24 protein-coding genes are annotated in these 26298 nt (G+C 71.1%); 16 read left to right on the top strand and 8 right to left on the bottom strand.

Annotation, left to right across the window (positions count from 1 at the left end; all coding sequences use genetic code 11):
- The first annotated feature begins 4 nt into the window (after nucleotides 1–4).
- The 5 genes from Mth01_RS00335 (at nucleotide 5) to Mth01_RS00315 (ending at nucleotide 4099) form a co-directional block, all read left to right on the top strand.
- The gene (locus Mth01_RS00335; protein WP_204009511.1) at nucleotides 5–1018 is read left to right on the top strand and encodes a carboxymuconolactone decarboxylase family protein; all 1014 of its coding nucleotides are present in this window, start codon (nucleotides 5–7) and stop codon (nucleotides 1016–1018) included.
- A gap of 13 nt (nucleotides 1019–1031) precedes the next feature.
- Entirely contained in the window at nucleotides 1032–1832 is an 801-nt protein-coding gene (locus tag Mth01_RS00330) for a TIGR03084 family metal-binding protein (RefSeq protein WP_204009509.1), read from the top strand.
- Between the two features lie 182 nt (nucleotides 1833–2014).
- Nucleotides 2015–2182 (top strand): sugar phosphate nucleotidyltransferase, encoded by a 168-nt coding sequence (locus Mth01_RS30315; RefSeq protein WP_407695907.1) that lies wholly within the window; start codon nucleotides 2015–2017, stop codon nucleotides 2180–2182.
- Complete coding sequence (locus Mth01_RS00320; protein WP_204009506.1) at nucleotides 2179–2421, top strand: hypothetical protein; 243 nt, start codon at nucleotides 2179–2181, stop codon at nucleotides 2419–2421. Before Mth01_RS30315 ends, Mth01_RS00320 begins: the two co-directional genes overlap by 4 nt.
- A gap of 88 nt (nucleotides 2422–2509) precedes the next feature.
- Nucleotides 2510–4099, top strand: coding sequence for an MFS transporter (locus Mth01_RS00315; RefSeq protein ID WP_204009504.1), 1590 nt, complete (start codon nucleotides 2510–2512; stop codon nucleotides 4097–4099).
- 89 nt (nucleotides 4100–4188) lie between these two features.
- Here the strand turns inward: Mth01_RS00315 and Mth01_RS00310 are convergent, their stop codons facing one another.
- The gene (locus Mth01_RS00310; protein WP_239088889.1) at nucleotides 4189–5211 is read right to left on the bottom strand and encodes a sigma-70 family RNA polymerase sigma factor; all 1023 of its coding nucleotides are present in this window, start codon (nucleotides 5209–5211) and stop codon (nucleotides 4189–4191) included.
- A 69-nt stretch (nucleotides 5212–5280) separates the two neighbouring features.
- A complete protein-coding gene (locus tag Mth01_RS00305) occupies nucleotides 5281–6519 on the bottom strand; it encodes an acyl-CoA dehydrogenase family protein (protein WP_204009502.1) in 1239 nt (412 codons plus the stop codon).
- Nucleotides 6520–6749: 230 nt separating this feature from the next.
- Here Mth01_RS00305 and Mth01_RS00300 point away from each other — a divergent pair, with 230 nt between their 5' ends.
- From Mth01_RS00300 to Mth01_RS00290, 3 genes are read left to right on the top strand one after another with little or no spacing between them, the layout of a single operon-like run.
- A complete protein-coding gene (locus Mth01_RS00300) occupies nucleotides 6750–7934 on the top strand; it encodes an acyl-CoA dehydrogenase family protein (protein WP_204009500.1) in 1185 nt (394 codons plus the stop codon).
- Between the two features lie 13 nt (nucleotides 7935–7947).
- Nucleotides 7948–8409 carry an SgcJ/EcaC family oxidoreductase gene (locus Mth01_RS00295; RefSeq protein ID WP_239088887.1) on the top strand — a complete coding sequence of 154 codons (462 nt, stop codon included), beginning with the start codon at nucleotides 7948–7950 and terminating at the stop codon, nucleotides 8407–8409.
- 33 nt (nucleotides 8410–8442) lie between these two features.
- Nucleotides 8443–9846, top strand: a complete 1404-nt coding sequence (locus Mth01_RS00290) for an FAD-dependent oxidoreductase (protein WP_204009626.1) — start codon at nucleotides 8443–8445, stop codon at nucleotides 9844–9846.
- Nucleotides 9847–9995: 149 nt separating this feature from the next.
- On the opposite strand, the gene Mth01_RS00285 is transcribed toward Mth01_RS00290, so the two are convergent.
- Together Mth01_RS00285 and Mth01_RS00280 are read right to left on the bottom strand one after the other, a co-directional pair.
- Complete coding sequence (locus Mth01_RS00285; protein ID WP_204009498.1) at nucleotides 9996–11174, bottom strand: epoxide hydrolase family protein; 1179 nt, start codon at nucleotides 11172–11174, stop codon at nucleotides 9996–9998.
- A gap of 15 nt (nucleotides 11175–11189) precedes the next feature.
- A complete protein-coding gene (locus Mth01_RS00280; protein ID WP_204009495.1) occupies nucleotides 11190–12773 on the bottom strand; it encodes a 4-hydroxyphenylacetate 3-hydroxylase family protein in 1584 nt (527 codons plus the stop codon).
- Between the two features lie 265 nt (nucleotides 12774–13038).
- Here Mth01_RS00280 and Mth01_RS00275 point away from each other — a divergent pair, with 265 nt between their 5' ends.
- The 6 genes from Mth01_RS00275 to Mth01_RS00250 all read left to right on the top strand — a co-directional run bounded on the left by Mth01_RS00275 (nucleotide 13039) and on the right by Mth01_RS00250 (nucleotide 19429).
- Nucleotides 13039–14046, top strand: a complete 1008-nt coding sequence (locus Mth01_RS00275) for a methyltransferase (RefSeq protein WP_204009492.1) — start codon at nucleotides 13039–13041, stop codon at nucleotides 14044–14046.
- Nucleotides 14047–14116: 70 nt separating this feature from the next.
- Nucleotides 14117–15346 carry a cytochrome P450 gene (locus Mth01_RS00270; RefSeq protein WP_204009490.1) on the top strand — a complete coding sequence of 410 codons (1230 nt, stop codon included), beginning with the start codon at nucleotides 14117–14119 and terminating at the stop codon, nucleotides 15344–15346.
- 32 nt (nucleotides 15347–15378) lie between these two features.
- Nucleotides 15379–16254 carry an arylamine N-acetyltransferase family protein gene (locus Mth01_RS00265; RefSeq protein WP_204009488.1) on the top strand — a complete coding sequence of 292 codons (876 nt, stop codon included), beginning with the start codon at nucleotides 15379–15381 and terminating at the stop codon, nucleotides 16252–16254.
- A gap of 91 nt (nucleotides 16255–16345) precedes the next feature.
- Nucleotides 16346–17038, top strand: coding sequence for an FkbM family methyltransferase (locus tag Mth01_RS00260; protein WP_204009486.1), 693 nt, complete (start codon nucleotides 16346–16348; stop codon nucleotides 17036–17038).
- Nucleotide 17039: 1 nt separating this feature from the next.
- Nucleotides 17040–17864 (top strand): enoyl-CoA hydratase/isomerase family protein, encoded by an 825-nt coding sequence (locus Mth01_RS00255; protein WP_204009484.1) that lies wholly within the window; start codon nucleotides 17040–17042, stop codon nucleotides 17862–17864.
- On the top strand, nucleotides 17861–19429 hold the full coding sequence (locus tag Mth01_RS00250) for a CoA-transferase (protein WP_204009482.1): 1569 nt from the start codon (nucleotides 17861–17863) through the stop codon (nucleotides 19427–19429). Before Mth01_RS00255 ends, Mth01_RS00250 begins: the two co-directional genes overlap by 4 nt.
- A 28-nt stretch (nucleotides 19430–19457) precedes the next feature.
- Here Mth01_RS00250 and Mth01_RS00245 read toward each other — a convergent pair whose 3' ends face one another.
- The gene (locus tag Mth01_RS00245) at nucleotides 19458–20390 is read right to left on the bottom strand and encodes a tryptophan 2,3-dioxygenase (protein ID WP_239088880.1); all 933 of its coding nucleotides are present in this window, start codon (nucleotides 20388–20390) and stop codon (nucleotides 19458–19460) included.
- Nucleotides 20391–20612: 222 nt separating this feature from the next.
- On the opposite strand from Mth01_RS00245, the gene Mth01_RS00240 reads away from it, so the two are divergent.
- Nucleotides 20613–22208: a benzoate-CoA ligase family protein gene (locus tag Mth01_RS00240; protein WP_204009480.1), complete on the top strand. Its 1596-nt coding sequence runs from the start codon at nucleotides 20613–20615 to the stop codon at nucleotides 22206–22208.
- A 34-nt stretch (nucleotides 22209–22242) separates the two neighbouring features.
- Nucleotides 22243–23559: an acyltransferase family protein gene (locus tag Mth01_RS00235; protein ID WP_204009478.1), complete on the top strand. Its 1317-nt coding sequence runs from the start codon at nucleotides 22243–22245 to the stop codon at nucleotides 23557–23559.
- A 150-nt stretch (nucleotides 23560–23709) separates the two neighbouring features.
- Here the strand turns inward: Mth01_RS00235 and Mth01_RS00230 are convergent, their stop codons facing one another.
- The 3 genes from Mth01_RS00230 to Mth01_RS00220 all read right to left on the bottom strand — a co-directional run bounded on the left by Mth01_RS00230 (nucleotide 23710) and on the right by Mth01_RS00220 (nucleotide 26270).
- Nucleotides 23710–24168, bottom strand: coding sequence for a DUF1579 family protein (locus tag Mth01_RS00230; RefSeq protein WP_204009476.1), 459 nt, complete (start codon nucleotides 24166–24168; stop codon nucleotides 23710–23712).
- Between the two features lie 129 nt (nucleotides 24169–24297).
- A complete protein-coding gene (locus tag Mth01_RS00225) occupies nucleotides 24298–24714 on the bottom strand; it encodes a DoxX family protein (RefSeq protein ID WP_204009475.1) in 417 nt (138 codons plus the stop codon).
- A gap of 86 nt (nucleotides 24715–24800) precedes the next feature.
- Nucleotides 24801–26270 carry a multicopper oxidase family protein gene (locus tag Mth01_RS00220; protein ID WP_204009474.1) on the bottom strand — a complete coding sequence of 490 codons (1470 nt, stop codon included), beginning with the start codon at nucleotides 26268–26270 and terminating at the stop codon, nucleotides 24801–24803.
- Nucleotides 26271–26298 lie beyond the last annotated feature (28 nt).

Raw genomic sequence — 26298 nt, 5'->3', positions numbered from 1 at the left:
TGCGATGGGCGCGCTGCTCACCCGCCTCATGCTGCGGGGATCGCTGGCTCAGATCCGCCATGTCTCACCGGTGCCGCCGGGTGCGGCGCCGGACCTCGTCGCCCGGGTCTACGCCCAGATGGCACGGGACTTCGGCATGCTCGCGCCGCCCGTGGCGCTGCACTCGCCTGCTCCTGAATGCCTGGCCGCCTGCTGGCTGATGCTGCGGGAGTCGCTGCTCACCAGTGGAGCGGCCGGTCGGACGGCCAAAGAAGCGGTCGCGGTGCGGGTCTCGGCCGCCAACTCCTGCCCGTACTGCGTGGACGTGCACCGTGCGACGCTGCGCGGTCTCGCCGGGAAACGGGAAGCGGCCCCGGAACCCGCCGCCGCGCCGGACCGGGAGGCGGCCACGGAATCGGCCGCGGAGCTGGCCGGGGTCGCCCTGACCTTCCACTACCTGAACCGGATGGTCAACGTCTTCCTCGGTGACTCTCCGCTCCCTCCGCGGCTGCCCGCCCGGGCACGCCCCGGCCTCATGCGCCTGTTCGGCCTGGTCATGCGCCCGGCCGCGCGACGGGAAACGCCGCCGGGCGAATCGCTCGGCCTGCTGCCCGAGGCGCCGCTGCCCGGCGACCTGTCCTGGGCCGGCCGCACCGCGAACCTCGCCGGCGCCTTCGCCCGGGCCGCCACCGCGATCGAGGCCGCCGGCCGCCGTGCCGTACCCGATCCGGTCCGGGAACTGGTCGTCGAACGGCTCGGCGGGTGGGACGGCGCTCCGCCGGGTCTCGGCCGGGCCTGGGCGGTGGAGGCCGCCGCCGGTCTGGCGCCCGCCCATCGTCCGGCCGGCCGCCTGGCTCTGCTGACCGCCATGGCCTCCTACCAGGTCGACCGGCAGGCCATCGAGGAGTTCCGCCGTGCCGTGCCCGATGACGTCGCCCCCGGAGACAGGGAGCTCGTCGAGCTGACCGCATGGTCGAGCCTGGCGGCCGCCCGCCGGTTCGCCTCCGCTGACTCATTCACACCCCGCACGATCTCCTGAGAGGACGGCAAAGATGCGACTGGAAGAAGTGCTCAAGGACCTCACGGCCGAGGGCGACGAGGTCGACCGCCTGGTGGCCGATCTCAGTCCCGAACAGTGGGCGCTGCCCACGCCGGCGCCCGGCTGGACGGTGGCGAACCAGATCGCCCACCTGGACTTCATCTTCCGCCTGGCGGGGACCGCAGCCTCCGACGCGGCGGCGTTCCGCGAGATGACGGCCAAGGCCAAGGCCGGCTTCGACGCGGCCGTGAACGCGGCGCTGGCGGCCTACGCGGACGACACCCCGGAGGATCTGCTCACCCGCTGGCGGGCCCAGCGGGTGAGCGCGGTGGAGGCGCTCGCGGCCGTTCCGGCGGGCGAGACCGTGCCGTGGCTGGTCAACCCGCTGCCGCCGGCCGTGCTCGCGTGCGCCGGGATCATGGAGCTGTTCGCGCACGGGCAGGACATCGCGGACGCGCTGGGGGTCCGGCCGGAGCGGACGGACCGGCTCCGGCACCTGGTCGGGTTCGCCGTGCTGACCAGGGACTTCGGTTATCAGGCGCGCGGGCTGACCGCGCCGGACGCGCAGTTCCGGTTCGAGATCACCGCGCCTTCCGGCGAGCTTTGGGAGTTCGGCCCGGCTGACGCGGAGCAGCGGGTCAGCGGCCCGGCTGTCGACTTCTGCCTGCTCGTGACCAGGCGCCGCCACCGTGACGATCTCGCGGTGACCGCCGTCGGCGCCGAGGCCGATCAGTGGCTGGACATCGCGCAGGCATACCGAGGCCCGGCCGGGCCCGGCCGCGCCCCCGGTCAGTTCGCCGCCCTCGCGGCCTGACCCGCGCTGGCCGATCTGCTGGCCAGAGGAAATCGCGGACACGCGCAGATCACCGGGCGCCAGAGAGCCGCCCCCGGGGGCCCCGGGGGCGGCGGCTCAGCAATGTCGGAGATGCCGCATGGTTCCCCCCGACGCATGCTTACTGCGATCAGCGTCGGGTCCGGCCGTACGCGAGGAGGGAGATGGTCATGAAGGCTCTGGTGTTGTCCGGTGGGCACGGCACACGGCTGCGGCCTTTCAGTTACTCCATGCCCAAGCAGCTGATCCCGGTCGCCAGAGCGAACTGGACGGGCACGTCGTCGTCGAGGCCGGAGCCCGGATCAGGAACTCCCGGATCGAAGGCCCGGTGATCGTCGGCGCCGGCTCGGTGGTCGAGGGCAGCCACATCGGACCGAACGTCTCCATCGGTCGTGACTGCGCGCTGCGGTTCACCCGGATCACCGATTCTGTGGTGCTGCAGGGGGCTTCGCTCATGGGCGCCGGAGGTCTCGAGTGGTCGCTCATCGGGCGGTTCGCCACCATCGGCCCGGGCACCGTCCGCCGGCGTCTTGTGATCGGCGACCACACGCGGATCGAGCTGAGCGCATGAAGGCGCACTGTGCGATGCCTTCCGGGCCGGGACGCCGTCTCAACTGACGGCCCCGGCTCGAGCATCAGACGACGAGAGGATCAAGAAGATGGCCGACGACCAAGCCCCGGCGACGGGGCGGAGAGCATGGATCGGGCTGGCCGTGCTGGCTCTGCCCACCATGCTGCTGTCCCTGGACATCAGCGTGCTGTTCCTGGCCCTGCCGCACCTGAGCACCGATCTCGGAGCCGACAGCACCCAGCAGCTGTGGATCACCGACATCTACGGGTTCATGACCGCGGGATTCCTGGTCACGATGGGGACCTTGGGGGACCGGATCGGCCGGCGGAAGCTGCTGCTGATCGGCGCCACGGCGTTCAGCCTCGTCTCGCTCGTCGCGGCGTTCTCGGTCAGCGCCGAGATGTTGATCATCGCCCGGGCGCTGCTCGGGATCGTCGGCGCCACACTGCTGCCCTCGACCCTCGCGCTGATCACCAACATGTTCCACAATCCCCGGCAGCTGGGGTCGGCCATCGCGATCTGGGCGACGTCCTTCATGGTCGGCGTCGCGCTCGGGCCCGTGATCGGCGGGGCGCTGCTGGAGAGCTTCTGGTGGGGCTCGGTCTTCCTGGTCAGCCTGCCGGTCATGGGCCTGCTGCTGGTGACGGCGCCGTTCCTGCTGCCTGAGTACCGCGATCCCGCCGGGGGGCGGCTCGACCTGCCGAGCGTGGCGCTGTCGCTCGCCACGATCCTGCCGATCGTCTACGGACTCAAGGAGCTGACCAGGAGCGGCTGGGGCGTCCCGTCCGTCGCCGCCCTGCTGGCCGGGGTGCTCATGGGCGTCGCGTTCGTCACGCGGCAGTCCCGGCTGGCCCACCCGCTGCTCGACGTGCGCCTGTTCCGCCACCGCTCGTTCAGCGGCGCGCTCACCGTCGGGATGCTCGTCGGTGCCCTCCAGACCGGCACCGGGCTGCTCGTCGCCATCTACCTGCAGAGCGTCGCGGGACTCTCACCGCTCCAGGCCGGGCTGTGGCTGGTGCTCCCGGCGCTCGCCCTGGTCGTATCGATCAACGTGACTCCGCGCCTGGCCCGCAGGATCCGCCCGGCCCACATCCTCGCGGGCGGCATGGCCATCGCGATGCTCGGCCAGCTCATGATCGCCCAGATCGACGGCTCGGCCGGGCCGATCGCCCTGCTGATCGGCGTGAGCGTGGTCTACTTCGGCGTCGGGCCGGTGGGCGGGCTGATCAACCAGGTCGCGCTGGGGTGCGCCCCGCCGGAGAAGGCCGGGTCCGCCGCTTCGATGGTCTCGACCGGTGGAGAGTTCGGCGTCGCGCTGGGCGTCGCGGTCTTCGGGACGATCGGCGCCGCCGTCTACCGCGGTCAGCTCACCCTCCCCGCCGGGGTGCCGGCCGACGTCGCCCAGGCCGGCGTCGACGGCGGTGTCAGCGGCGCGGTGGCCGCGGCCGCACGGCTTCCCGAGGCCCTCGGCACAGAGCTGGTCCGTCTCGCGAGAGAGGCCTTCACCAGCGGGCTGAACGTGGTCGCGGCCGTCAGCGTCGTCGCCTTCTGCGCTCTCGGCGTTCTCGCGCTCACCCTGCTCCGGCAGGTCGGCCCGCTCACCGGCCACGGCGACCACGGCGGCCACCCGGAGCCGGTGGTACGGCACGAGGAACTCGCCGTGTCCTCCGATCGGTAGGCGTCCGATCGCCAGGCGTCCGATCGGTAGGCGTCCGATCGGCGGGCGTCCGATCGGCGGGCGTTCATCGGTCGGCGGTGCCCGGCGGGTCAGAGGGCGGCCGGCAGTGTGAGCGGCAACCCGAAGGCCGGGAAGAGGCGGGGTTCGAAGGCGATGATCTCCGCGATCTTCCCGGCCTCGATCCTGAGCACGTCGAGCACCTGGGCCCGGAACTCGGGCTCGCCCGGCCGGCGGACGTAGGCTGCGGAGGCCGGCTGCCCGTTGGCCCGCGTGGGCACGCACCGCCAGTCCCCGTGATGGTACGGCGAGGCCGGATCGAAGACCTGCTTCGTGAAGGCCATGATGGACGCGCGTCCGGCGAACCACATCGGGTGCGGCGGCATCGTGAGCCGCACGTCCTCGCGGAGCAGTTCGGCGATGGCCGTGTCGTCCGCCTGCTCGTGCGCGTCCATGTAGCGCTGGAGCAGCGCGCGCTCCTCCTGCGTCGGATCGGCCGCCGGGGCCCATTCCAGCCGGCGCTGGGGGAGGTGCTCCTTCATCGCGGGCCGGGCCCGCTGGAGCGCGCTCTTCACCGATGCGACGCTCACGTCCAGCAGCTCCGCGGTCTCGCCGGCCGGCCAGCCGAGCACGTCGCGCAGGATCAGCACCGCCCGCTGCCTGGGCGGGAGGTGCTGGATGGCGATGAGGAACGCCAACTCGACGGTCTCCTTGGCCTCCACGAGCGCGTCCGGTTCGGTGTCGCCCGGCGCCGGCGGCTCCAGCAGGTGGTCGGGGTACGGCTGCAGCCAGGAGATGTCGACCGGGGGAGGCGCGGCGGTGTTCGATCCCGGTGCGTGGCGGCGCGGCCGGCGGGGATGGCGGTCGAGGAAGTCCAGGCAGGCGTTGGTGGCGATGCGATACAGCCAGGCCCGGAACGTCGATCGGCCCTGGAAGGTCTCCCGCCTGCGCCAGGCGCGTAGGAACGTCTCCTGGACCAGGTCCTCGGACTCCTCCAGTGAGCCGAGCATGCGATAGCAGTGGACCTGCAACTCCCGCCGGTGGCGCTCGACGAGCTCGGCGAACTCCTCCTCCATGGGGACAGGACTGACAGGACTGTCGTCGATCCCGCTCACGCAACGCCCTCCCCGTGCGACCCGATCCCGCGATTGTCAGTATCGCCGATCGGGCCGGGGTGGGCTCGGCTATCCGAGGCCGAAGCGCGCTCTGGCGAGCTCGCGGTTGGCCAGGGTGGAGAGGAAGATCGCGAATCCGGCGTGGCTGTGCAGGGTGGACATGTCACGCCACACGCGTTCGACGCGTTCTCCCTGGCGGACCGCGCTTGAGCCGGCCGTGGGGAACAGGTGCCCCTCGACCGCGCGCCAGCACAGCCTCGCGGCCTCGCGGCTGATCGTGGCCAGCCGCACGTCGCGTTCCCTCGTGAACGCGGCCGGGCCTTCGGCGCAGGTCTCGCGCCACTGCCGGATCGCGTGCAGGAGGGCCGCCTCGGCCGCGGCGATCATGCCGCTCGCCTCGCCGTACCAGTACTGGTAGTCAGGGTCCTGGACGCGGGGGACGATGGGCGGGAAGACGGTCGTCCGCCCTGTCATCAGCTCCTCGTAGGCGTCGAGCGCTCCCTGCGCCATGCCCACCACGATGGCGGCGCTGTTGAGCAGCATGAAGCTGAGCGGGCCGCCGCCGTACTCCGGGTTGCCGTGCAGCACCCGGCCCGGGGTGCCGGTCGTGATGTCGATCTGGCTCAGGTGGGTGGGGAGGGTGAAGTGCTCGGGGACGCGGCCGTCCTCGATCGCGATGCTGTGCGAACCGCTGCCCCTGAGACCCAGTTGCCGTCCCCAGTCGTCCAGCCTGCGCCACTGGTCGCGGGGGACGACGAACATCATGGGCATGGGCGGCAGCCCGTCGCGGGGTGAGACGAGGGTGTGGCCCAGGAAGTGGCTGGCGTACGGCGCCCCCGAGCAGTAGTTCCAGGTGCCGTTGAGCACCCAGCCTCCGTCCGGCCCGTAGGTCGCGGTGCCGCTGGGGCCGACGGTGGCGGGACAGATGAAGTCACCGGCGCCGAACAGCTCCGCCTGGGCTCGCTCGCCGAAGAGCGTGGCGACCGCGAGTGCGTGGGCGTGTCCCAGGGAGTACATCCACCCGGTCGACGGACAGGCCCGGGCGAGCACCATCGACACGCGCAGGAAGGTCTCCATCCCGAACTCGTAACCGCCGTACCGCCGGGGCACGAGGATGCGGTAGAAGCCGGCCTCGCGGAACGCCTCGTGGGTGTCCGGCGCGTAGAACGTGCGGCGTTCGGTCTCTTCCTGCCGGTCGACGAGGGCCGGCGCGATCGCCTCGGCCCTCGCGATGATCTCCGCCGGTGTGAGGTCCGGTTCCGGCGGTTCTTGGACTCCGTGCTCCGGAGCGTTCGCGGCGACTGTCATGGCTGGACTGGTCCTCCGTGTCGGTGTCGGCGCCGTGTGATCAACGGTCACACGCGCCGGGGCCGGCCCGCACCTCGCGGATTGCGGACTCCCCGCCGGCCGTCTCCCGCGATCAGGGCCGTCTCCCGCAATCAGGAAGGTGCGCGGGCCGGTCGGCGGTGCGACGGTCGAGTGGTGCGCGGTGGCGTGAGCAGCGACCGTCTGACTCTCCGACTCTTCTTCAGGAGGACATGGTGTTGACCACCGACGTTCCGACGCGAGAGGCGCTCGTCCGCCGCGCGTCGGAGCTGGTGCCGGCGCTCCGTGAGAACGCGGCCGGGACCGAGGAGAACCGGCGGCTCTCCGACGAGGTGATCGAGACGCTGGCCGACGCCGGCGTCTTCAGGATGCGGGTCCCGGTCCGTTACGGCGGGTACGAATGCGACGCCCGCACCCTCGTCGACGTGGCCGCCGAGCTTGGCCGCGCCGACGGCTCCACCGCGTGGACCGCTTCGGTGTACTGGATCCCGACGTGGATGACGTGCCTGTTCCCCGAAGCGGTCCAGGACGAGGTGTTCTCCACCCCGGATGTGCGGATCTGCGGGACGCTGAGCCCCGGCGGCACCGCCACCCCGGTCGACGGGGGCGTCGTCGTCAGCGGCAGGTGGGGGTTCATCAGTGGCGCCCACCACAGCCACTGGCAGGAGATCGTGGCGGTCCTGGTGGGGCCGGACGGCCCCCCGACGCCGGTCATGGCGCTGGTCCCCATGGCCGAGTTGCGGATCATCGACGACTGGCACACGTCGGGCCTGAAGGGCACCGGCAGCGTCACCACGGTCGCGCAGGAGGTGTTCGTCCCGTACGAGCGTGTCGTGCCGTTGGCCGACGTGCTGGAGGGCCGCCATGCCTCGGCGGTCAACGCCGACCGTCCGATCTACCGGGCGCCGCTGCTTCCCGTCGCCTCGGCCTCCTCCGTCGGGTCCGTCATCGGCCTCGCCAGGGCCGCCAAGGAGGCGTTCTTCGCCCGGCTGCCCGAGCGTAAGATCACCTATACCGGCTACGAGAGTCAGCGCGAGGCCCCGCTGACCCATCTGCAGGTCGCCGAGGCGTCGATGAAGATCGACGAGGCCGAGTTCCACGCCCATCGGCTGGCGGCGCTGCTGGATTCCAAGTGTGCAGACGGCTCGCCGTGGACGCTCGAGGAGCGCGCCCGCGCCCGGGCCGACATGGGCGCGGTGTGCCGGCTCGGCAAGGAGGCGGTCGACGTCTTCGCGCTGGCCAGCGGTGGTTCGTCCATCTACAACGACGTGCCGATCCAGCGGATCGCCCGCGACGTCCAGGCCGTCAACCTCCACGCGCTCATGCACCCCAACACCAACGCCGAGCTGTACGGCCGAGTGCTGTGCGGGCTCGAGCCCGACACCCTCTACATCTGATCGGAGGACGACCATGAGCACGACCATGAGCACGACCAGCCCCGTAGTCTCGGGCCCGACGGCCGCCGACGGTGACGCTGACCGGGCCGCTGACCGGGCCGCGGCCGCCGCGGTGCCGCAGCGCATCGTCGCGGCCTGGGCCGAGCACGATGCCGACGCCTTCGCCGCGGTATTCACCGAGGACGGCACCATGATCCTTCCCGGTGTGTACCGGAAGGGGCGAGAAGAGATCCGTTCCTTCATGGCCGCCGCCTTCGCCGGGCCGTACAAGGGAACCCGGGTGACCGGCCAGCCGATCGACATCCGGTTCTTCAACGAGGAGTCCGGGGTGCTGATCACCCTCGGCGGAGTGCTGGCCGAGGGGGAGACCCAGGTCAGCGACGAACGCGCGGTCCGGGCCTCATGGGTGGTCGTCAAGCGGGACGGCGAGTGGCGGCTCGGCGCATACCAGAACAGCCCTCGCGGTGACACCTGAGCCGGGGCCGGAAAGGTGGAGGTGGTGACCGGGATGCGCGCCCTCGTCGGAGACCGCGCGGTGGTGCTCGGCGGAGGCATGGCGGGGCTGGTCGCCGCGCGTGTGCTCGCCGACGCGTACGCGCGGGTGCTGATCGTCGACCGCGACCGGCTGATCGGGGCGAGCGGCCCGCGACGCGGCGTCCCGCACGGGCGCCACGCGCACGCCCTGCTCGCCCGCGGTCAGCAGATCCTGGACGAGCTGTTCCCCGGGCTCAAGTCGGATCTGGACGCGGCCGGGGTGCCGGCCGGGGACCTCGCCGACGACCTGCGCTGGTACTTCAACGGCAGGCGGCTGCGGCAGGCCCCCACCGGGCTGCTCAGCGTCTCGGCGACGCGGCCCGTGCTGGAGGACCACGTCCGGGCCAGAGTGGCCGCGCTGCCCAACGTCACGGTGGCCGACCGGTGCGACATCCTGGCGCTGACGACCACGCCCGGCCGCGACCGCGTCACCGGCGTGCGGGTGCGGCGCAACGACGAGGACGGCGCGGAGGAGGTCATCGAGGCCGATCTGGTGGTCGACGCCACCGGCCGGGGCTCGCGGACTCCGGCGTGGTTGGAGGAGCTCGGCTACCGGCGGCCGGAGGAGGACCGCGTGAAGGTCGGCCTCGCCTACACCACACGCCACTTCCGGCTGCGGTCCGATCCCTACGACGGCGACCTGTCGATCAACCCGGTCGCCTCGCCGGCCAACCCCCGGGGGGCGTTCTTCCCCAAGCTGCCCGGCGGCGTGAGCCAGCTGTCCCTCACCGGGATGCTCGGTGACCACGCGCCGGCCGAGCTCGAGGGTTTCCTCGCCTTCGCCAGGTCCCTGCCCATACCGGAGATCTACGAGGCGATCCGCGACGCCGAACCGCTCGACGAGGGCGTCACCTTCCGGTTCCCCGCGAGCGTACGGCACCGCTACGAGCGGCTCACCCGCTTCCCCGAGGGCCTGCTGGTCCTGGGGGACGGGGTGTGCAGCTTCAACCCCGTCTACGGCCAGGGCATGACCGTCGCCGCGATGGAGGCGATGACGCTCCGCGAGCATCTCGCGTCCGGCAGGCCGCCACTGGCACGACGATACTTCCGCGACATCTCCCGGATCATCGACGTCGCGTGGGACATCGCGGTCGGTGGCGATCTCAACTTCCCGGGAGTAGAGGGGCCGCGCACCCTCAAGGTACGGCTCGGCAACGCGTACATGTCGCGGCTGCACGCCGCGGCGGCCAACGACGGCGGCGTCACCGCCGCGTTCATGCGGGTCGCCGGGCTCGTCGACCCGCCCGGCGCCCTGATGCGCCCGGGCATGGTCTGGCGGGTGCTGCGCAACGCGGGCCGGACCCCCGCCGGTCCGGAGGTGCCGGAGGTGCCGGAGGTGCGGAAATACGGAGCTGTGCCGGCGGGCTCGGGAGACTGACCGGCCCCCGGCCGGGACGACGCCGATGGCGGCCGCCATCGGCGTCGTCGCCGTGCGGGCCGTACGCGTATGAGCCGGTCGATCGGCCACGACGACGCCCCCGGCGAACGGTTCGCCGGGGGCGTCGTGGAGCGTGGTGCGGCGGCGGCTTACGCGAGTGAGCGGGCGAAGGCCCGTACGTCCGCCACGAGGAGCTCGGGCCGCTCCATGGCGGCGAAATGGCCACCGCGGTCGAATTCGGTCCAGTGCGTGATGTTCGGGATGTCGCGCTCGGCGAGGCGGCGGATCGGTACGAAGATGTCGTGCGGGAAGACCGCCACCCCGACCGGAACGGTGATCGGCGGTGGCCGGTGGCCCGTCAGGGCCTGACGCAGACCCTCGGCGCTGTCGTAGTAGAACCGGGCCGACGACCCGGCGGTCGCGGTGAACCAGTAGATCGAGACGTTGGTGAGCATCTGGTCGCGGTCGACCGCGTCCTCGGGGACCTTCGCCGAGTCCGTCCAGTCGTGGAACTTCTCGACGATCCACGCGAGCTGCCCGACGGGGGAGTCCGTGAGGCCGTAGGCGAGAGTCTGGGGCCGGGTGGACTGGACCTTCATGTAGCCGGACAGCTCGTCGTCGAATCGCGACAGTTTGGCGAGGCGCTCCCGGTCCGAGTCGCTGAGGTCCCCGAGCTCGGCCGGATCGCCGGAGGGGAAGGCCATCAGCATGTTGACGTGTGCTCCGGCGACTCGCTCCGGGCGCAGCCGGGCGAGTTCCAGAGAGATCACGGCGCCGGCGTCGCCGCCCTGCGCGAGGTAGCGGTCGTAGCCGAGGCGTCGCATGAGCTCGTCCCAGGCGTTCGCCACCCGGTGCGGATGCCAGCCCGCCTCCCTGGTGTGACCGGAGAACCCGAATCCCGGAATGGAGGGAATGACCAGGTGGAACGCGTCCGCCGGGTCGCCGCCGTGCGCGCGTGGATCGGACAGCGGCCCGATGACGTCGAGGAACTCGGCCACGGAGCCCGGCCAGCCGTGAGTCAGCAGCAGCGGCGTGGCACCGGGCTCCGGCGATTCGACGTGCAGGAAGTGCACGGTCGCGCCGTCGATCTCGGTGCGGAACTGGTCATACTGGTTCAGTCGCGCCTCCGCGGCGCGCCAGTCATAGCCGGTCCGCCAGTACTCCGCCAGCTCCTTGAGGTATCCGAGTGGCACGCCGCGGTGCCATCCGCCGCCGGGCGGTTCGTCCGGCCACCGGGTGGCCGCGATGCGCCGGTGCAGGTCGTCGATGTCGGCTTGTGGAATCTCGAGCCTGTATGGCCGCACTCCATCCCCTTTCCTGCTGGTCATTCCGTTCCTGGGGGATCAACCGTTGAGCATGCCGTCCCTCATCTGCCGGAGGTCCTCGAACGAGGCGAGATCCGGCACCCTCCAGCCATCCAGGTCGTACTCGTCGAGGCAGCTGTCGACGAAGGCCTTGTACTCGTCGATCTGGCCGCCGGCGGTCTGCGCCAGCAGCAGCTCGACACGCGTGTTCTCGTGGTTCCCCGCGTAGTTGCGCTCGTACAGCTCGTGCCTGCCGCCGAACTCGGTGCCGACGGCGTCCCACAGCAGCTTCATGAGCTTGACCCGGCCCACGGCGTCAGTGCCGTCCGAGCCCCGGACGAACCTGTCCAGATAAGAGCGGATCTCCGGGTTCTTGAAGTCGTCGGCGCTGGAGTTCAGATAGATGAGCCCGCTCGCGACGTCCTGTTGCACGATCTCCTTGATCCGCGGATAGCCGATCTGCATGAACCACCGGTAGGCCATGCCGTACTGCGGGTTGGGCAGCAGCGCGCCGTCCGTCCACGGCACCGGGTTGCGTGCGGCGGCGTCGGAGAGGGCCCAGAACAGGTTGCGCCAGGCCAGGACCTCGCCCAGCCGGCTCTGCACGCCCCGGAAGTCGGCGGTGCCCGTGATCTCCAGCGCCCGGGCCAGCAGGCCGGCGATGAACTCGAGCTTGACCGCGAGGCGGGTGCAGCCGTGGAAGGTGAACCGCTCGACGAACCCGGAACGGCCGCTGAACATCTGGACCTTGGCGAGGTCGCCGTAGATGAACACGTTCTCCCACGGGATGAGCACCTTGTCCAGCACGAGGATCGTGTCGTTCTCGTCGAGCCGGGAGGACAGGGGGTAGTCGAACGGGCTGCCCATCACGGCCGCCGTGGCCGTGTAGGACGGGCGGCAGATCAGCTTCATGCCCTGCGCGCCCATCGGCACCGTGGCGACGAGCGCGAACTTCCTGTCCTTGATCGGCAGCCCGTAGTGGGCGATGAAGTTGTAGTGGGTGAGCGCGGAGCCGGTGGCGACCACCTTGGCCCCGCTCACCACGAGACCGGCGTCGGTCTCCCGCTCGACATGGACGAACACGTCGGCGACCTCGTCCACCGGCCTGCTGCGGTCGACGGGGGGATGCACGATCGCGTGGTTCCAGTAGAGCACCTTCTCCTGGGCCTCCCGGTACCAGCGGCGGGCGTTGTCGGCGAAGGGCCGGTAGAAGTCGGCGTTCGCGCCCAGCGTGCCCAGGAACGAGGCCTTGTAGTCGGGGCTGCGCCCCATCCAGCCGTAGCTCATCCGCGCCCACGCGGCGATCGCCCGCTGGTCGGCGACGAGATCGTCGACGCTGCGCGGCGTGGTGAAGAAGCTGTGGGTGTAGCCGTCGGCGCCGGTGTCGACCGGGACGGTGAGGAGATCGCGTGTGGCCGGATCGTGCAGCGCGTCGTAGAGCCGTGCCGTCATCCGGATGGGGTTGTGGAACGCCGGGTGCGCTGTCACGTCCTTGACCCGATCGCCGTAAATGAAGATCTCGCGACCGTCGCGCAGGCTCTCGACGTACTCCTCGCCGGTGAGCGGACGGGTCTTCCGCAGGGGCGGAGCGGGGTCGCTCGGCGGATGTCGATGGTCGGTCATCGGACGCCGTCCTCTCCTCGTGGCTCGGTTTCCCCCGAACGGTTCCCCTCGAACGATTTCCCCTGAACGCCGTGACGTGCCCACCCGGGGTCCTCATCGTGGCATCCGGCGCCCGGCGCGGCTTCTTCCGCCGTGCGATGCCCGGCGGTGCGGCAGATGCGCGGCAGGTGCGCGCCGGGCCGCAGCAATCAGGAAGATGCGCCGCCCCGAGCCGGAGCCTGACGATTGACCGCGTACCCGGGATGAGCGGACGGCGGAGGGGAACATGGCGGCGCAGGAGGACGCGGCGGGTGCCCGGCTGTGGGCGATGGCGCACCTGGGCACCCCGATGGCCCTGCGGGTGGCGGCGACCCTGAGGATCGCCGACCATCTGGCCGCCGGCGCGCGGACCGCGCAGGAGATCGCCGGCGCGGTGCAGGCCGACCCCGGGGCGCTCGAACGCCTCATGCGCCACCTCGCCGCCCGGGGTGTGCTGACGCGCGGCGAGTCCGGCGGGTACGCGCTCACCGAGTCGGGCGAGGCGCTCCGCGACGACCACCCCTCCGGCATGCGCGCGATGCTCGACATCGAGACCTGGACCGGCCGCGCCGAGCTGGCCTTCGTCCACCTCCTGCACAGCGTCCGGACGGGTGAGCCGGCCTTCCCGCTGCTGTTCGGCCGCTCCTTCTGGGCCGACCTGGCGGACGACCCGGACCGGTCGGCCGCGTTCGCCGCGCGGATGGGGGCGGAGGTCCTGACGCGGGCGCCGCACATCGTCTCCGGGTACGACTGGGGATCGCTGGGTCATCTCGTCGATGTGGGCGGCGGCGACGGGTCGATGCTGATCTCGCTGCTGAACGGCCATCCCGGGCTGCGCGGCACCGTCGTCGACCAGCCGGAGACGGCGGCCGCGGCGCGCCGGGCGCTGGCGCTGGCGGGACTGGGCGACCGGTGCGACGTCGTCGCCGGAAGCTTCTTCGATCCGCTGCCGGCCGGGGCGGGCGGCTACCTGCTCTCCTGGATCCTCCACGACTGGAACGACGAGGCGGCGGTCGCCATCCTGCGCCGATGCGCGCAGGCCGCGGGCGGCGGCGGGTCGGTCTTCGTCGTGGAGAACTGCGGCGTCGACGGCGAGACCCCGCACACCGCCATGGATCTGCGCATGCTCGCCTACTACGGAGGCAGGGAACGCGGCGTGGCCGAACTCGCGGCTCTGGCTGCGGACGCCGGGCTCGGCCTGGTGGCGGTGCATCCCGCCGGCGCGCTGTCGATCCTCGAGCTGACCCCCGGGTGACAGGCGCGTGCGCGGCGGTCGGAGACGGATGTCGGACAGACGGGACTCGGACGGACGGGACGAGGAGACGATGGCAGAGCACGTGATGCGTCCCGATGAGGCGATCGCGGCACTGGTCGCCCCGGAGGGGCGCCGGGATCCCTACCCGATCTACGAGGCGATCCGGGCGCACGGAGACCTGGTGAAGATCAAACCTGGTCTGATGGTGGCGGTCGGCTACGCCCAGTGCTCCCAAGCGCTCAGGGAGACCAGACTGCGGGTCCAGGACGCGAAGAGTTACGACGCCGTGTTCCCGGGCTGGCGCGCGCACTCGTCGCTGCGGGGTTACGCCGACTCCATGCTGTATCGCAACCCGCCCGACCACGCGAGGCTGCGTCGCCTGGTGAGCGGCGCGTTCACCCCGGCGCGGGTGCAGGCGATCCGGCCCGCCGTCGAGCGGATGACCGACCGGCTGCTCGACCGGCTCGCCGACCTGGGCGCGGACGGGACGCCCGTGGACTTCATCGCCGAGTTCGCCTCCCGGCTGCCCATCGCGGTGATCAGCGAGCTGCTGGGAGTCCCGGAGGAGCACCAGGCGTGGTTCCGCGCGGTCGCCGAGGACCTGACGCTCGCCCTCGAAGGGATCACCAACGAGTCGAGGCTCGACCCGGCCGACAAGGCGATGGACGACCTGTCGGCCTACTTCACCGAACTGATCGCCCACCGCCGCGGCCGTCCCCCCGAGGATCTGATCGGCGCGCTGGTCCAGACACACGACGCGGACGGCGACAGGCTCGGCCACGACGAGCTGATCGGCAATCTCATGCTGCTGCTGACCGCCGGTTTCGAGACGACCAGCTTCCTGCTCGGCCACGCGCTGCTGCTGGCGTTCCAGCACCCCGCCCAGGCCGTACGGCTGCGCACCGAGCCCGGCTTCGCCACCGATTACGTGGAGGAGGTCCTGCGGTTCGAGCCGCCGGTCCAGGCCACCAGCAGGTGGGCCGAGACCGAGGTGGAACTCGGCGGGACCACCGTGCCGTCCGGCACGAAGGTGGTGGTGATCCTCGCGGCGGGCAATCGGGATCCGGTTCGGTTCCCCCAGCCACACCGCTTCGATCCCGACCGGCCCGACATCCAGCCACTGAGCTTCGGGGCGGGCGCCCATTTCTGCCTGGGCGCGCCCCTTTCCCGGATGGAGGCGCGGATCGCGATGCCCCGGCTGCTGCGTCGGTTTCCCAAGCTGGCCGCCGCCGCGGCACCGGTCCGCCGCGACACCTGGGTGGGCCGCGGCCTCGACACCTTCCCGGTCGTGGTCGGCTAGCGGGCCGGCCCGACGACCAGACTGGAGGATCAATGCCCGTCGCCTCACCTAGCACGACCGAGATCACCCGGTACCTCGAGCGGCTGGGGGTGGACGATCCGGGGGAGGTGTCCCTCGCGGGCCTGCGCGTCCTGCACCGGGCGCACGTGGAGCGGGTGCCGTACGAGGCACTGGACATTCAGCTGGGCCGGCCGACGACGGTGGACGCGCACGACTCGGTCGCCCGGGTGCTGCGCGACCGCGGCGGCTACTGCGTTCAGCTCAACGGGGCCTTCGCCACCCTGCTCGCCGCGCTCGGCTATCGCGTCACCTGGCATCGCGCCGGAGTCCAGGCGAGCGCCGCCGCGCCGCCGTCGAGCGCGTCGTGGGCTCCGCATCTGGCGCCCATGGTGGAGATCGACGGGGAGCTCTGGCTCGCCGACGTGGGGCTCGGCGACGGACTGCACGAGCCCCTGCCGCTGCGCGCCGGGACGTACCGGCAGGGCCCGTTCACGTTCACGCTCGCGCCCTCGCAGGTCGAGGCCGGCGGGTGGCGGTTCGACCACGACCCGCGTGGGTCCATCGCCGGCATGGACGTCGAGATGACCCCCGCGACCCAGGACCACTTCGCCGAATGGCATTCCTTCCTGTCCACCTCGCCGGAGTCGCGGCTGGTACGGGCCGTCGCCGTGATGCGGCGGGACGCCACGGGCGCCGACAGCCTGATGGGATGCATGCTGCGGCGCGTCGACGAGACCGGCAGGACGCAGCGCGAGCTGGCGACGCCGGACGACTGGTTCGGTGCCCTCGCCGGGGTCTTCGGCCTCACGTTGGACGATCTGGACGCGGGGGAGCGGGCGGCGCTGTGGACCAGGGTCAGGTCCGCCCACGAGGCCTGGCTCGCCGCCAAGTCCCGGCGCTCGTCGTGACCCGCACACAGCCATATGGCAAGACGACACCGGCCGCCCGTGCGGCCCACCTATGAGAGGCGATGGGATGAGTGACAGGCCACTATCGGTATTGACCCCCCCGGAGCAGGAGGCGGGTCCGAGCCTCGAGACCGCCAGGTGGGAGCGGCGACTGCCCGGCCTGCTCGGCCGGCTGGAGCTGCCCGCCGAGGGGGTGGTGCAGGTCGGCGCCCACACCGGGCAGGAGGTGGAGGCGCTGACCCGTTGCGGGTTCCGGCGCCTGGTCATGATGGAGCCCAACCGGGACCACATCCCCGCTCTGGAGCGGCAGCTGCGCCGGCACCACCTCGGCGCCGGCCTGCCCGATCCGGCCGGGGGACACCCGCCCAGGGAGGTCGTGGTGGCCGCGGCCGGACGAGACCGCGGGGAGGCGACCCTGCACGTCACCGAGTACGACCAGCAGGCCAGCATGCTGCCGCCGCTGCTTCCGATGGCGGTGGTGCGGCAGGACACCGTCGCCGTCATCCCGGTCCGCGAGGTGCAGCACGGCTGCGACGTTCTGATCGTCGACGCCCAGGGCGCCGAACTCGACGTGCTGGTCGGCACCGACCTGGACCGGCTGCGGCTGGCGGTGATCGAGGGAAGCACGTTCGCCCGCTACAGCGGCGGTTCGACGCTCGACTCGATCGCCGAACACATGCGCTCCCACGGCTGGCGGCAGGTGGCCGCCTGGGCCCACGTGCGCCCGCACGTCGTCGACGTGGCCTGGGCGGCTCCGAGCCTCGATCGCGTGTCCGGAGTGTGAGATGCCTCATGAGGCGGCCGCCGCCGTCAAGGACGGTCCGGCGACGGTGAACGGCAGGGTCGATACGGATCTGCTCAGCGAACACGACGGAGTGGTGGCCGTCCTGCGGCTCAACCGTCCCGCCGTGCGCAACGCGCTCGGCGTCGAGGCGGTGGAGCGGCTCGCCGCCGCCCTCACCGCGATCGAGGAAGACCCCCGGGTGCGGGCCGCCATTTTGACCGGCGCCCCGCCCGGCTTCTGCTCGGGATCCGATCTCAAGGAGCTGGCGGCCCTGCCCGTCAGTGGCATGGTCCGCCACGAGACACGCACCGGGGAGGTGGTCCGGGCCATCTCCCGGCTCGGCATTCCGGTCATCGCCGCGGTGGAGGGGTTCGCGATCGGCGGTGGCTTCCTGCTGGCCACGGCGTGCGACATCGTGGTGAGCGCCCGCGACGCGCGCTGGCACCTTCCTGAGGCGCGGCTCGGCTGGGTGCCGCCGTGGGGGCTGCAGACACTGGTCACGCGGGTCGGCCCGGCCGCGGCCAGGCGCCTGGCGTGGGGGGAACGCCCCCTGAGCGGCCAGGAGCTGCACCGGCTCGGCGGGGTGGACGACCTCGTCGCGCCCGGCCGGGCGCTGCACCACGCCCGGGAGATCGCGGCTCGCCTCGCCGCGCTGCCGCCCCGCGCGGTGGCCTCCACCAAGCGCGCCCTGGCCGACGCGGTGGCCGGGGGCGCCGAGGAGCTCGACACGCGCACCACGTGGATGTTCGGCGAGGACTGTGAGTACGGCGTGGCCCGCGCCGGTCTGCTGGGATTCCCGCCCGCCCCGGCAGGGGGGTCCCGATGAGCAAGGTGTGCGACGCGGACACCGCCGCGGCCCTCATCGGGGATCACCAGTCGGTCGCGAGCACCGGGGTCATCGGCTGGATCACCCCTGACGCCGTTCTCGCCGCGATCCGGAGGCGCTATGAGGCGACGGGTTCCCCACGTGAGCTGACCTTCTTCTTCCCCTGCGCCACCGGCGACGCCGTGGGCATCCGCGGCATGGACCATGTGGCCAGGAAGGGGCTGATGCGGCGCATCGTCTCCGGCTCGTACATCAACCCCCGGCATCCGGTCACCGGAGCGCGCCCCGCGCTGACCGAGTTGATCCAAAATGACCTGGTAGAGGCGTACAACTGGCCGATGGGCGCCACCATGCACTGGCTTCGCGAGGTCGCCCGCCGCGGCCCGGGCTACCTGACCCGCGTCGGTCTCGGGACCTACATCGACCCTCGCCACGGGGGAGGGAGGTTCAGCGGTCCGGCCGGGGAGGAGCTCGTCGAGCTGGTCGAGTTCCGCGGCGAGGAGTATCTGTTCTATCCGACGTGGCCGATCGATGTCGGCATCGTGCGGGCGGGCAGCGCCGACGAGCAGGGCAACCTGTCCTTCGAGGACCAGCCGCTGACCTCCAGTGCGCTCGCCATCGCCCTGGCCGTGAAGGCCTGCGGCGGGACCGTCATCGCGCAGGTGGCGCGGATCGTGCCGCGCGGCTCACGCCCCGCCCGCGACGTGCGAATCCCCGGCACGCTCGTCGACCATGTCGTCGTCGCGTCCGACGCGGCGATCGGCACCGGACTGCGCGACGACGATGTCCCCGGCTATCTCGGCGCGGTGCCGGACGCGCTCGCCCGGCTGCCCCGTCTGCCGGCGGGTCCGGACAAGGTCGTCGCGCGGCGGGTCGCCCGGGAGATCCGTCCCGGCGAGACCTCGATCTTCGGATTCGGCGGGTCCTCCGACGCCGTCCTGTCGATGGTCGAGGACGGCGTGCTGGACGGAGGGCGACTGCACGACTACGTGTTCACCACCGAGCACGGTTCCTTCGGCGGCGTCGTCATGAGCGGCTGGCAGTTCTCGGCCAACTACGCGCCGGAGGCGCTGCTCGACGGGGCCTCCCAGTTCGACTTCATCGACGGGGGCGGGTGCCCTTTCGCCGCGCTCGCCTTCGCCCAGATCGACGGCGCGGGCAATGTCAACGTCAGCCGTTTCGGCGCGGCCAATCCGGGGGCCGGAGGCTTCATCGACATCGCGGCGGGAGCCCGCCGCCTCGTCTTCGCCGGGACGTTCACCACCGGTGGGCTGGTCGCCGAATGCGAGAACGGCGAGCTGAAGATCGTGTCCGAGGGTGCGGTGCCGAAGTTCGTCGCCGAGGCCGACCACGTCACCTATCGGATCCGCGAGGGCGTGGTGCGCGGGCAGCGGGCCAGGATCGTCACCGAGCGCGCCGTCTTCGAGGTGACCGCCGAAGGGCTCGTCCTGATCGAGGTCGCGCCCGGGATCGACCCGCGCCGGGACGTGCTCGATCGGATCGGTTTCCCCGTACGGGTCGCCGACCGTCTCGCCACCATGGACGCCGCGCTCTTCCGGCCCTGAGGCGGCCATGGGTGTGACCGCCTCGGGATCACAGGTGGCTCCGCGTGGCCCACAGGTCGGGGAACATGGGCCGGAACAGCGTTCCGCGCAGATATTTCGCCCCGGTCGAGCCTCCCGTGCCCGATCTGTCGCCGATGATCCGCTCCACCATCTTGACGTGCCGGTAGCGCCATTCCTGCATGCTCTCGTCGATGTCCACCAGCGCCTCGCAGATGTGCGCCGCGTCGCCGTCGTCGGCGTACACCCGCGAGAGCACGGTCTGCAGTTCGGCCGACGGCTCGACCGGCGACGACACGTCCCGGTACAACCGGTCATGCGGCACGGGGTAGCCGGAGATGAAGAGGTACTGCAGCAGGGAGTCGAAGACCGATGGGCGGGTCATCGCGGCCCGGATGAGTTCCCGTTCCGCGCTGCCCTCCGCATAGTGGAGGAACATCCGCCGGTCACGCCGTCCGAGCATCGCCTCGATCTCGCGGAACTGCGCCGACTGGAAACCGCTGCCGCTGCCCAGACTGTCGCGGAAGCTCAGGAACTGCGTCGGCGTCATCGTCTCCATGACGTCCATCTGGGCGATCGCCATCTTCAGGATCATCAGTGACCGGCGCAGCGTGCGCAGGGAGTGGCCGGTGGCGCCCAGGCCCAGCTCCTGCTGCAGCTTGGCGAGCTCGTGCAGCAACTGCTTGAACCACAGCTCGTACACCTGGTGAACCACGATGAACAGCATCTCGTCATGCTTGTCGGAGCGCGGCCGCTGGGCCGTGAGCACCTCGTCGAGCGCCAGATATGAGGCGTACGTCAGCTCAACCGGCGGCCGGTCGAACGCCATGGCCTGCGCGGCCCATTGGCAGGTCCCCGCGTCGGCCAAGGTGACGAGGGCCGCGTCGTGCGGGGCGGATCCCACGGGGGAGAACGCCGGCATCTCCTGCAGTCGCTTTCCGGATTCCGGAGTCGGGCTCGGCATTTCGCGCTCCTTTTCCTGAACGTAGTGAAATCCCGTTCGTCGCACCACACTGCGCGTTTCCCGGACGGCGGGCCAGTGTGATCGGAGACAGCAAGTTGCCCGGCCGCAACAGCTTCCTGCCATTCCGCCGGAACCGGCGGTGCAGCATTTCAGGAGATGTGCCGCCGAGCCTTCGAAAGCGACGATGTGGCCGGGGACCGACCACCGTCGCCAGGAGGCCTGATGCGATTCGAGGACCTGCCAAGCGAATTCAACATCGCGACCCATTTCCTCGATCGCAACCCCGGCGATCGGACGGCGCTCATAACCGAGGCCGGCCGGATCTCCTACGCGGAGCTCACGACGCTGGCCGACCAGGTCGGCAACGCGCTGCGCGCCCTGGGCGTACGGCGGGGCGATCGGGTGCTGATCGCGCTGAGCGACGGGGTCGAGTTCGTCGCGTCATGGTACGGCGCGCAGAAGATCGGCGCGGTCACCGCCGAGGTCTACACGTTCCTCAAGCCGCGGGACTACCGCCACTACGTGGACTACGTGGCGCCCGCCGTCGTCGTGGCCGACCGGGCGACCCTGGAGCCGCTGCGCGCCACGGGAGTGCGTGATCTCCTGGTAGTCGGAGTGCCGAGGTGTGGGCTGCGCGAGGGCGAGCATCATTTCGACACGCTCGTCGCCGCGCAGCCGGCCGCGCTCGTCCCCGTCCAGGTGTCTGCGGGCGAGCCGGCGATCTGGAAGTTCACCACCGGGAGCACCGGCGCGCCCAAGGCCTGCGTGCTGCCGGCGCGCAGTCCGCTGCTGAGCTTCGAGTGGTACGCCCGCGAGGTGCTGGACCTTCGGCCCGACGATGTCGTGCTGCCGGTTCCCAAGCTGTTCTTCGGCTACGCGAGAGACCTGACCGCGCTGTTTCCCTTCGGGGTGGGCGCGGCCGGCATCGCCTTCCCGGAGCGGAGCACGGTGGAGCGGATCTTCGAGCTGATCGCCAGACACCGGCCGACGATCCTGGTGAACGTCCCGGCCATGATGAGCGCGATGGTCGCGCATCCCGATGCGGCCCGGCAGGACCTCGGCTCGCTGCGGCTGTGCACCTCCGCCGGCGAGGCCCTGCCGGTCGAGCTGCACCACAGGTGGCTGGACACCTTCGGGGTGGAGGTCGTCGACGGGATCGGCTCGTCCGAGGCGTACCACATCTTCCTGTCCAATCGTCCCGGACGATCGCGTCCGGGCAGCCTGGGCCAGGTGGTGCCGGGATACCGCGCGCGGGTCGCCGGCCGGAACGGGGAGACGCTGCCGGACGGCGAGGTGGGCGTCCTGGAGGTCACCGGCGAGACGGTGGCGCTCGAATACTGGCGGGAGCCGGAGAAGTCGGCCGAGACGTTCCCCGCGGAGCACACGGTGCTGACCGGCGACCTGGTCAGCAGGGACGCCGAGGGCTTCTTCCACTACCGGGGCCGGGCAGACGACCTGCTGAAGGTCAGGGGCATCTGGGTGGCCCCCGCTGAGATAGAGAACTGCCTGCTCGCGCATCCGTCGGTGGTGGAGTGCGGCGTCGTCGGCTACCGGGTGGACGGGCTGACCCGGACCGGCGCCTTCGTGGTGACGGCCGGGGAGGTGTCCGCGGCCGAGCTGCGGGCGTTCGTTCGGTCGCGGCTGGCGCCGCAGAAGTGCCCCCGGGAGATCTGGTTCGTCGAGGCGCTGCCGCACACCGCCTCCGGCAAGCTGGACCGCCGCGCCCTGGGAGAACTCGCCGACTCCGACGATCCGGACTCAATGCGGCATTTCAGGAGATGCATGGCGCGGCTGCCGGACGTGACGATGGCGCCGTGAAGATCGGCACATCGACCATGGAGGAGTCTGCGCCATGACGGCACCTGAGATCAGGAGCGGGCCCGGGACGGGTCCCCGCGATTCCAAACGGGCCCCGCGGCTCGACGGGCTGCGCGGGTACCTGGCACTGGGCGTGGTCCTCGTTCACGTCGCGTTCTCCGCGGGAATCATCGGCTTCTACGACCAGCCGGGCAACGGAATCTGGGCGGTCATGCTGCAGGGACTCAACGTCCTGCTGCCGCCCTTCTTCGTGATGTCCGGGCTGCTGCTGTACCGGCCGTTCGCCCGCGCGACGATCGCGGGCGCCCGCAAGCCCGACGTGCGGCAGTATCTCCTGCGCCGCGCGCTGCGGATCCTGCCCGCCTACTGGCTGGTGGCGGTGGTCGCGCTGTTCCTGCTCGACTTCCGCAACATCGACGGCCTCTGGTACGTCGCGAGCCCGCTGCTGCTCCTGCACTATTACGTCCCGGGACCGGAGCAGGGCTACGCCGGCCTGGAGCCGACCTGGACGGTGCCGGCCGAGATGACGTTCTATCTGGCGCTGCCGCTGCTGGCCTGGGCGATCGACCGTTACGCGCGCCGCGGCGCCACCCCCCGGCAGCGGACCCGCCGGATGCTGGTCCCCCTCGGCCTCCTCGTGGTGGCCGGACTGGCCTGGACCGCCTACTCCCACCTGCCGTCCCTCGGACCGTTCCCGTATGAGTACTTCTGGGTCTTCGGCTTCACGGGATTCCTCGCCATCGGCATGGGGCTGGCCGCGCTGGCCGCCTACGCCGAGACGACGGACCGGGTGCCCCGCTTTTACCGGCTGGTGGCCAGGCGGCCGCTGATGTTCTGGCTGGGTGCCCTCGTCGTCTTCGTCGTCAACTGCATCAGGCCCTTCGGCAAGCCGGGCATGGCCGACTACGCCACGGTGCCCGAGGCGCTCGTCGAGATGGTGCTGTTCCTGGCCTTCGCCTTGCTGATCATCTCGCCGGTGGTCGTGCCGAACGTCCATTCGCGCTTCCTCGACGCGGTGCTGACGAACCGGCCGATGCGCTTCTTCGGGCGCATCTCCTACGGCGTGTACCTCTGGCACTTCATCATTCAGTATCTGTGGCTGCGCAACGGGAGCGTCTTCGGCGACGCCCCTCTGCCCATGCCCGCCGTACAGGGCCGGGCCGGTTTCTGGGACCTCATGGCGGCCACGATGGTGGGCAGCGTGGCGGTGGCCACGCTCAGCTACTACCTGTTCGAGCTCCCCGCCATGCGGCTGCGCAACCGGCTGACGAGTTCGGCGCAGGAAGCCGGTGGACGGCCCCCGGCACCGGAGCAGCCCGCACGCGAGGAGCGGAGCCCGATGAGCGTGTGACCCGTCCGGTGCCTCCGGACGTGGGAAACGTCGCCTGTGGGGGTGGGAGCCGGCGTCTGGGGTGTGGGGCAACGCGAAGGCCGACCTTCTTCGGAAGGTCGGCCTTTGGCGTCAGTGGAGGTGGAGGGGACGACTCCGGTTACCCGTCGTTCACGCGTCGGCGCGGGTCATGGTGGCCTCGTACCCGCCGCCGGGCCACTCCCACTGGCCGGAGATGGTGTTGCCGTCCGCGCTGAACTTGCCCTTGAAACCGGCCGGAGAGCCCGCCTCGCCGAACCAGATCGACAGGGTCTCACCGCTCACCTGCCAGGTGTAGGTGAAGGCGTTGCCCGTGTTGTCGAAGTAGCGCGAGACCAGGGACTGGCTCGCGTCGTCGTGCCCGATGATCTCGATGCCTGTGATCCTGTCGGCGATGTGGTCGATCTCGACCCGCTGGATGAGGAAGAAGCCCCCGTCCATCCACTCGAAGGTCATCGTCCCGTTCAGCGCCTGGCCGGTGCCGAAGTCGCGACCGCTCATGTTCCAGGTGCCGACCAGGGGGTCCAGGCTCCTGAGCGCGGGGTTCGGCTCGGGGGCCTGGTGCTGCGGGTTGCCGTGCTCGTCTGCCATCGTTTCTTCTCCTGTTTCTTCCGGACGTGCTTGTTCGTGCTGATCAGGAGCCGGGCGATCCTATCGGACCGACCCGGCTCCTGACGGCCGAAAGCCCGGGCCGGCCTGGTGGCCCACCCGGGCTCCGGTTCACTTCGCGGACCCGCCGAGGAGGGCCCTGGTCTGCGGGAAGCGACCCCACGCGATGAAGGCGCTCACCAGCAGGAAACCGATCTCGATCCCCGGGACGCCGCCGAGGACGGCCACCTGGGTGATGACCGCGCCCACCATCAGGCAGGCCAGCCCGATGGCCGCCAGACCGGTCAGCCGCCGGACCAGGAGCCCGACGGCACCGGCGATCTCCAGCACGCCGACCAGGTAACGGAACCACTGGCCGGCGCCGATGTCGGCGAACATCTGCACCATGTCGGTCGAGCCGGTGAGCTTGAGCACCCCGCTGAACGCGAACTGGAGCGCCAGCAGAACCTGGAACACCCAGAGTGTGATGTTCAGGGCGCGCCCGCGGGTCGGCGCGACGGGTGGGGCGGTGGTGGGTGTGGGGTTCATGATGTCCTCCTCGTGGTGACGCCGAATATTGGTGTGCATCAACTGAGACGGCAGGGCGGGGGAAAAGGAATCGCGCCCTGGCCCGGCTACCTGACGATTTCGAACTGGCCCATCATTCCGAGGGCCGAGTGCTCCAACATGTGGCAGTGGTAGAGGTACCTGCCGAGATAGTCACCGAACGTCGCCTGCACCCGCACCGACTCGCCGGGCTGGATCAGCACGGTGTCCTTCAGCCCCGACTCACCGGGCAGCGGCGGCCTGCCGTCCCGGTCCAGCACCCGGAACTGCACGAGGTGCATGTGGAAGTTGTGCGGGAGGCCGAAGCCGGAACCGCCCACGTCGGTGTCGGAGTTGGTGATCCGCCAGATCTCCGTCGTGCCGCGTCTGATCTGCGCGTCGACGCGCGTGTGGTCGAACGGCCGGCCGTTGATGAGCGCCTGGATGTTGACGGGGTCCAGGCTGAGCGTCATCTGACGGGTGTTGGTGGCCTGCGGGACGGGGGGAAGCGCACGGAGCCGGTCGGGCACGCTGCTGCGGTCGACGGCCTTCTGCACCACGTCGAACCGGAGCACCGGCCCGCTCACGTCGTTGAGCACGAGTTGGCTGCCCACCGGGTGGGCGGAGAAGTCCACCACGACCTCCACCCGCTCACCGGACGAGATGGTCAGGTTCGTCGTGGTCACCGGCTCGGGGAGCAGGCCTCCGTCGGAGGCGATCTGCGTCATCTCGACGCCGCCGAGGTCGAGCTCGAAGACCCGGTGGGTGGAGCCGTTGAGCAGCCGGAGCCGATACTTGCGCGCGGCCACCGGGAAGTAGGGCTGTGGCCGGCCGTTGGCCAGGAGCGTGGGCCGGTTGAACGGGTCGGTCGGGTCGAAGACGAGGGCGCCCGAGTCGTCGAAGAGGGCGTCACGGAGCATGATCGGCACGTCGTACTGGCCGCTGGGCAGGCCCAGACGCTGCTCGTCGTCGCTCTGGAGAAGATAGAAGCCGTGCAGGCCGCGATAGACGTGCTCGGCCTCGGTGTGGTGGCTGTGGTCGTGGTACCACAGCGTCGCGCCGGGCTGGTCGTTCGGGTAGTCGTACATCCGGGCCAGCCCGGGATGGATGACGTCCATCGGGTACCCGTCGCTGCTCGCCGGGACCTTGCCGCCGTGGAGGTGCACGTTGGCCGCCTCGCCGAGGCGGTTTCCGAACGTGACGATCGTCCGGCGGCCGGACCTCGCCCGGATGGTCGGCCCGACGAAGGCTCCGTTGTACGTGAGCGCCCGCGTGCTGACGCCGGGCAGGATCTCGACGTTCGCCGGCCGCATCGTGAGCTGGTAGACGTCCAGCTTGGAGCTCGAGATGAGCGGGGTGAGCTCCTGCGGCACGGGCATGCGGACGGAGAACGGGCCGACGCCGGGTGTGCGGGCCAGGGGCGGCCGTTGGGCGCCGTGATGGTGCAGATGATTACCGCCGGTGCCGCCCGCGTTCGCCCGGCTCAGCCCCGCGCCGGGGAGCAGCATCGCTCCGCCGGCGAGGCCGCCGAGCGTGAGTAAGCGCCGTCTGCTCAGCATTCCGTGTCTCCCATCGGTACGAAGTGAG

This window comes from Sphaerimonospora thailandensis, assembly GCF_016863115.1.
GTDB classification, from domain to species: Bacteria; Actinomycetota; Actinomycetes; order Streptosporangiales; family Streptosporangiaceae; genus Sphaerimonospora; species Sphaerimonospora cavernae.
The sequence above is the reverse complement of the archived record's forward strand: the minus strand, read 5'-3'. Positions and strand labels throughout refer to the sequence as shown.

Bases quoted from the DNA above. Each gene is read 5' to 3' on its own strand.
- Mth01_RS00335 (WP_204009511.1), top strand. From the start codon at position 5: ATGGGCGCGCTGCTCACCCGCCTCATGCTGCGGGGATCGCTGGCTCAG.
- Mth01_RS00330 (WP_204009509.1), top strand. From the start codon at position 1,032: ATGCGACTGGAAGAAGTGCTCAAGGACCTCACGGCCGAGGGCGACGAG.
- Mth01_RS30315 (WP_407695907.1), top strand. From the start codon at position 2,015: ATGGTCATGAAGGCTCTGGTGTTGTCCGGTGGGCACGGCACACGGCTG.
- Mth01_RS00315 (WP_204009504.1), top strand. From the start codon at position 2,510: ATGGCCGACGACCAAGCCCCGGCGACGGGGCGGAGAGCATGGATCGGG.
- Mth01_RS00305 (WP_204009502.1), bottom strand. From the start codon at position 6,519: ATGACAGTCGCCGCGAACGCTCCGGAGCACGGAGTCCAAGAACCGCCG.
- Mth01_RS00300 (WP_204009500.1), top strand. From the start codon at position 6,750: ATGGTGTTGACCACCGACGTTCCGACGCGAGAGGCGCTCGTCCGCCGC.
- Mth01_RS00295 (WP_239088887.1), top strand. From the start codon at position 7,948: ATGAGCACGACCATGAGCACGACCAGCCCCGTAGTCTCGGGCCCGACG.
- Mth01_RS00290 (WP_204009626.1), top strand. From the start codon at position 8,443: ATGCGCGCCCTCGTCGGAGACCGCGCGGTGGTGCTCGGCGGAGGCATG.
- Mth01_RS00285 (WP_204009498.1), bottom strand. From the start codon at position 11,174: ATGACCAGCAGGAAAGGGGATGGAGTGCGGCCATACAGGCTCGAGATT.
- Mth01_RS00280 (WP_204009495.1), bottom strand. From the start codon at position 12,773: ATGACCGACCATCGACATCCGCCGAGCGACCCCGCTCCGCCCCTGCGG.
- Mth01_RS00275 (WP_204009492.1), top strand. From the start codon at position 13,039: ATGGCGGCGCAGGAGGACGCGGCGGGTGCCCGGCTGTGGGCGATGGCG.
- Mth01_RS00270 (WP_204009490.1), top strand. From the start codon at position 14,117: ATGGCAGAGCACGTGATGCGTCCCGATGAGGCGATCGCGGCACTGGTC.
- Mth01_RS00265 (WP_204009488.1), top strand. From the start codon at position 15,379: ATGCCCGTCGCCTCACCTAGCACGACCGAGATCACCCGGTACCTCGAG.
- Mth01_RS00255 (WP_204009484.1), top strand. From the start codon at position 17,040: ATGCCTCATGAGGCGGCCGCCGCCGTCAAGGACGGTCCGGCGACGGTG.
- Mth01_RS00250 (WP_204009482.1), top strand. From the start codon at position 17,861: ATGAGCAAGGTGTGCGACGCGGACACCGCCGCGGCCCTCATCGGGGAT.
- Mth01_RS00245 (WP_239088880.1), bottom strand. From the start codon at position 20,390: ATGCCGAGCCCGACTCCGGAATCCGGAAAGCGACTGCAGGAGATGCCG.
- Mth01_RS00240 (WP_204009480.1), top strand. From the start codon at position 20,613: ATGCGATTCGAGGACCTGCCAAGCGAATTCAACATCGCGACCCATTTC.
- Mth01_RS00235 (WP_204009478.1), top strand. From the start codon at position 22,243: ATGACGGCACCTGAGATCAGGAGCGGGCCCGGGACGGGTCCCCGCGAT.
- Mth01_RS00230 (WP_204009476.1), bottom strand. From the start codon at position 24,168: ATGGCAGACGAGCACGGCAACCCGCAGCACCAGGCCCCCGAGCCGAAC.
- Mth01_RS00225 (WP_204009475.1), bottom strand. From the start codon at position 24,714: ATGAACCCCACACCCACCACCGCCCCACCCGTCGCGCCGACCCGCGGG.
- Mth01_RS00220 (WP_204009474.1), bottom strand. From the start codon at position 26,270: ATGCTGAGCAGACGGCGCTTACTCACGCTCGGCGGCCTCGCCGGCGGA.